This is a genomic window from Streptomyces sp. NPDC031466, from assembly GCF_055581265.1.
This window is the reverse complement of sequence record NZ_JBVIJT010000026.1, coordinates 1-4,591: the sequence shown is the minus strand read 5'-3', so window position 1 is coordinate 4,591 and position 4,591 is coordinate 1. Positions and strand designations below refer to the sequence as shown.

Here is a 4,591-nt window from a genome sequence, read left to right as displayed (position 1 = left end):
ACAGTGGCGCTCGGCTCGCTGCGGCGTGACGAAGGCGGTCTCGACCGCTTCCTGACCTCCCTCGCCGAGGCCTACGTCCAGGGCGTGACTGTCGACTGGGGTGTGGCCTTCGCCGGCGCGGGCGCGTCCCGCGTCGATCTGCCCACGTACGCCTTCCAACGCCGGCGTTACTGGCTGGAGACCCAGACCCGCCCCGGCGCCGCCCATGAGCGCGAGGCGGACGAGGTGGAGGCGCGCTTCTGGGAGGCCGTGGAGCGCGAGGACCTCCAATCCGTCGTGACCACACTCGACATCTCCGGCGAAGAGCCGTTCAGCACGGTCCTGCCCGCCCTGGCGTCCTGGCACCGGCTGCGGCAGGAGCAGTCCAAGCTCGACGGCTGGCGCTACCGGATCACCTGGCAGCCGCTGGAGAAGGCGCCGGACTCGGCGCTGTCCGGGACCTGGCTCGCGGTCGTCCCCGCCACGCACGCCGAGGACGAGTGGGCCGCCGAGGCCGTCCAGGCGCTGGGCTCCCGAGGGGCGCGCACCATCCGCCTGATCGTGGCCCCCGACGCCGACCGGCAGCGGCTGGCCCAGCAGCTGTCCGAGGCGGTCGAGAGCACGCCCGTCGCCGGCGTCCTGTCCCTGCTGGCGCTCGACGAGACCGCGCACCCCCGGCACGGGGGTGTGCCGTCCGGCCTGGCGGGCACCTTGAATCTGCTGCACGCGCTGGAAGACGCGGGTGTCGAGGCACGGCTGTGGTGCGGCACGCGCGGCGCTGTCTCGGTCGGCCGCGCCGACCGGCAGACGGGCACCACACAGGCCCCGGTGTGGGGTTTCGGCCGGGTGGCCGCGCTTGAGCACCCTGAGCGGTGGGGTGGTCTGATCGACCTTCCCGAGACGTGGGACACACGGGCGCGGGAGCGGCTGTGCGCGGTGCTCGCCGGTGCCACTGCGGGCGCCTCGGTCGAGGACCAGCTCGCGATCCGCCCGGCGGGTGTGTTCGTACGCCGTCTGGCGCGCGCCCCCCGGAGCGCGGCGGCGCGCGGTGAGTGGAAGCCGCGGGGCACGGTCCTGGTCACGGGCGGTACGGGCGCGTTGGGCGGCCACGTAGCCCGCTGGCTGGCCGGGCACGGAGCCGAGCACCTCGTGCTGACGAGCCGCAGGGGCTCGGACGCCCCCGGCGCGGCCGAGCTGACCGCCGACCTCACCGGGCTGGGTGTCGGGGTGACGGTGGCCGCGTGCGACGTGTCCGACCGGGCCGCGCTCGCCGAGCTGCTGGCATCGATTCCCGACGACCGCCCGTTGAGCGCGATCGTCCACGCGGCCGGAGTGCTCGACGACGGGGTCATCGAATCGCTGACCGTCGAGCATCTGGAGCGGGTGCTGTGTTCCAAGGTGGTCGCCGCACGCCACCTCGACGAGCTCACCGAGCACCTGGACCTCGACGCGTTCGTGCTCTTCTCGTCGGTCGCGGGCGCGCTGGGCAACGGCGGTCAGGCCGCCTACGCGGCGGCCAACACCTACCTCGACGCGCTCGCCCTGGACCGCTGGCAGCGCGGCCTGCCGTCGGTGGCCCTGGCCTGGGGCACATGGAGCGGTGGCGGCATGGTCGGCGGTGCGATCGACGACCGGATGAGCCGTCGTGGCCTGAGGTCGATGGCGCCCGAGGTGGCCATCAAGGCGCTCGGCCAGGCGGCCGACCGCGATGAGCCGTTCCTCGCGGTGGCCGACATCGAGTGGCCGCGGTTCGCCGCGGAGTTCACCGCGACCCGTACGAGCCGGCTCTTCGACGAGTTGCCCGAGGCCCGAGCGGACCGTGGCACCGGCGAGGGTGATGCCACCGAGTCGCATTCCGGCTCGGGACTCGCCGGGCGGCTGGCCGGCCTCGCGCCGGTCGAGCAGGAACGGCTGCTGCTCGAACTGGTACGTACGCACGCCGCCGCCGTGCTCGGGCACGCCGAAGCGGACGCGGTCGCGGCCGGACGCGCCTTCAAGGACCTCGGCTTCGACTCGATGCGGGTCATGGAGCTGCGCAACCGCCTGAACGCCGCCACCGGTCTGCGACTGGCCACCGGCGCCGTCTTCGACCATCCCACGGCCACCCTCATGGCCCAGCACCTGCGGACGGAGCTGGTGGGCGACGCGGCGGCGGCCGAGACCGCCGCTCCGGCACCGACCCCCGTGGCACTGCCCGCGGACGACGAGCCGATCGCGATCGTCGCGATGGGCTGCCGCTTCCCCGGCGACGTCAGCACGCCCGAGGAGCTGTGGCAGCTCCTCGACGAGGGCCGCGACGCGATCTCCCAGCTGCCGACCAACCGGGGTTGGGACGTCGAGGGGCTGTATGACCCCGACCCCGAGCAGCCGGGCAAGAGCTACACCCGCGAAGGCGGCTTCCTGCACGACGCCGCCGAGTTCGACCCCGGGTTCTTCGGGATCTCGCCGCGCGAGGCCCTGGCCATGGACCCGCAGCAGCGGCTGCTGCTCGAAACGACGTGGGAGGCGCTCGAGCGGGCCGGTATCGACCCGGAGTCCCTCAAGGGCAGCATGACCGGCGTCTTCGCCGGAATGACCTATCAGGATTACGCCGCACGGCTGCACGAGGCCCCGAACTCCGTCGAGGGCTATCTGCTGACCGGCAAGTCCTCCAGCGTCGTCTCCGGGCGCATCGCGTACGTCCTGGGACTGCAAGGGCCCGCCATCACCGTTGACACGGCGTGCTCGTCCTCGTTGGTCACCCTGCACCTGGCCGCTCAGGCGCTGCGCCAGGGCGAGTGCTCGCTGGCACTCGCGGGCGGCGTCACGATCATGGCCGCGCCCGGCATGTTCATCGAGTTCAGCCGCCAGCGCGGCCTTTCGGCCGACGGCCGCTGCAAGGCGTTCTCCGCGGACGCGGACGGTACGGGCTGGGGCGAGGGCGCCGGCATGCTCGTCCTGGAACGGCTCTCCGACGCCCGCCGCAACGGACACCCGGTGCTCGCGGTCATCCGGGGCAGCGCGATCAACCAGGACGGCGCCTCCAACGGCCTGACCGCCCCCAACGGACTCTCGCAGCAGCGGGTCATCCGCCAGGCGCTCGCGAACGCGCGGCTCTCGGCCGCCGATGTGGACGCGGTGGAGGCGCACGGTACGGGCACGACGCTCGGTGACCCGATCGAGGCCGAGGCGCTGCTGGCCACGTACGGTCAGGACCGGCCGGAGGACCGGCCGCTGTGGTTGGGCTCGCTGAAGTCCAACATGGGCCACCCGCAGGCCGCCGCGGGCGTCGCCGGTGTGATGAAGATGGTGCTGGCGATGCGGCACGGCGAGCTTCCGCGCACCCTGCACGTCGGTGAGCCCTCCCCGAAGGTGGACTGGGGGTCCGGAGCGGTCGAGCTCCTCACCGAGCAGCGGGAGTGGCCGGAGACCGGACGGCCGCGCCGGGCAGGCGTCTCCGCCTTCGGTGTGAGCGGTACGAACGCGCACGTCATCTTGGAGCAGGCGCCAGTGGTGGCCGAGGAGCCCGCGGGGCCAGCGGTGACGCTTCCGGTGGTGCCGTGGGTGGTGTCGGGGCGTGGTGCCCAGGCGCTGCGGGGTCAGGCGGAGCGCCTGCTGTCTCACGTCGAGGCGCATGGTGAGTTGTCGCCGGTGGATGTGGGCTGGTCTCTGGCGTCGGCGCGCTCTGCTTTCGAGCACCGGGCTGTGGTGATCGGTGACGGTCGGGATGCTCTGCGGGTCGGGTTGGGTGCGTTGGCGCGGGGTGAGTCGGCTCCTGGCGTTGTCGTCGGTCAGGGTGTGGGTTCTGGTCGGTTGGCGGTGTTGTTCTCGGGTCAGGGCAGTCAGCGGGTGGGGATGGGCCGTGAGTTGTACGGCCTGTATCCGGTGTTCGCGAAAGCGTTTGACCAGGTGTGCGGGTTGCTGGATCAGGAGCTGGCCGGGCATGTGGGGCGGTCGGTTCGTGAGGTGGTGTTCGGGGATGCTGGTCTGTTGGGTCAGACGGTGTTCACGCAGGCCGGTTTGTTCGCGGTCGAGGTGGCGCTGTTCCGGCTGATCGAGTCCTGGGGTGTTGCACCCGACTTTGTGGGTGGGCATTCCATCGGTGAGATAGCGGCGGCTCATGTGGCCGGGGTGTTCTCGCTGGAGGATGCGGTTCGGCTGGTGGCGGCTCGTGGCCGGCTGATGCAGGCACTGCCCGCCGGTGGGGCGATGATCGCCGTGCAGGCCACTGAAGAGGAGGTCACGCCTCTCCTGGCCGAGTACGGGGACCGGATCGGCATCGCCGCGGTCAACGGGCCGACTGCTGTGGTCGTCTCCGGTGACGAGGACGCCGTCCTTGCCGTCGCGGAGACGCTGCGCGGCCAGGGCCGTAAGACCAAGCGCCTCGACGTCTCGCATGCGTTCCACTCGCCGCGCATGGCCCCGATGCTGGATGACTTCCGTGCGGTTGCCGAGTCCCTGACCTACGCGGCGCCGCGTATTCCGGTCGTCTCGAACGTGACCGGCAAGCTGGCCACGAACGACGAGCTGGGCTCGGCCGAGTACTGGGTCCGGCATGTCAGGGAAGCAGTCCGCTTCGCGGATGGGGCTGCCACCCTCGCTGGGCAGGGCGTGTCCGTGTTCCTCGAGCTCG

The 4,591-nt window shown here is 72.1% G+C and carries 1 protein-coding gene; it reads left to right on the top strand.

What is annotated here, in order from left to right; all coding sequences use genetic code 11:
- Positions 1–3: 3 nt before the first annotated feature.
- Positions 4–4,591, top strand: a 4,588-nt coding sequence (locus tag ACZ5GP_RS33920) for an SDR family NAD(P)-dependent oxidoreductase (protein WP_468754515.1), incomplete at its 3' end; no start/stop codon positions are given.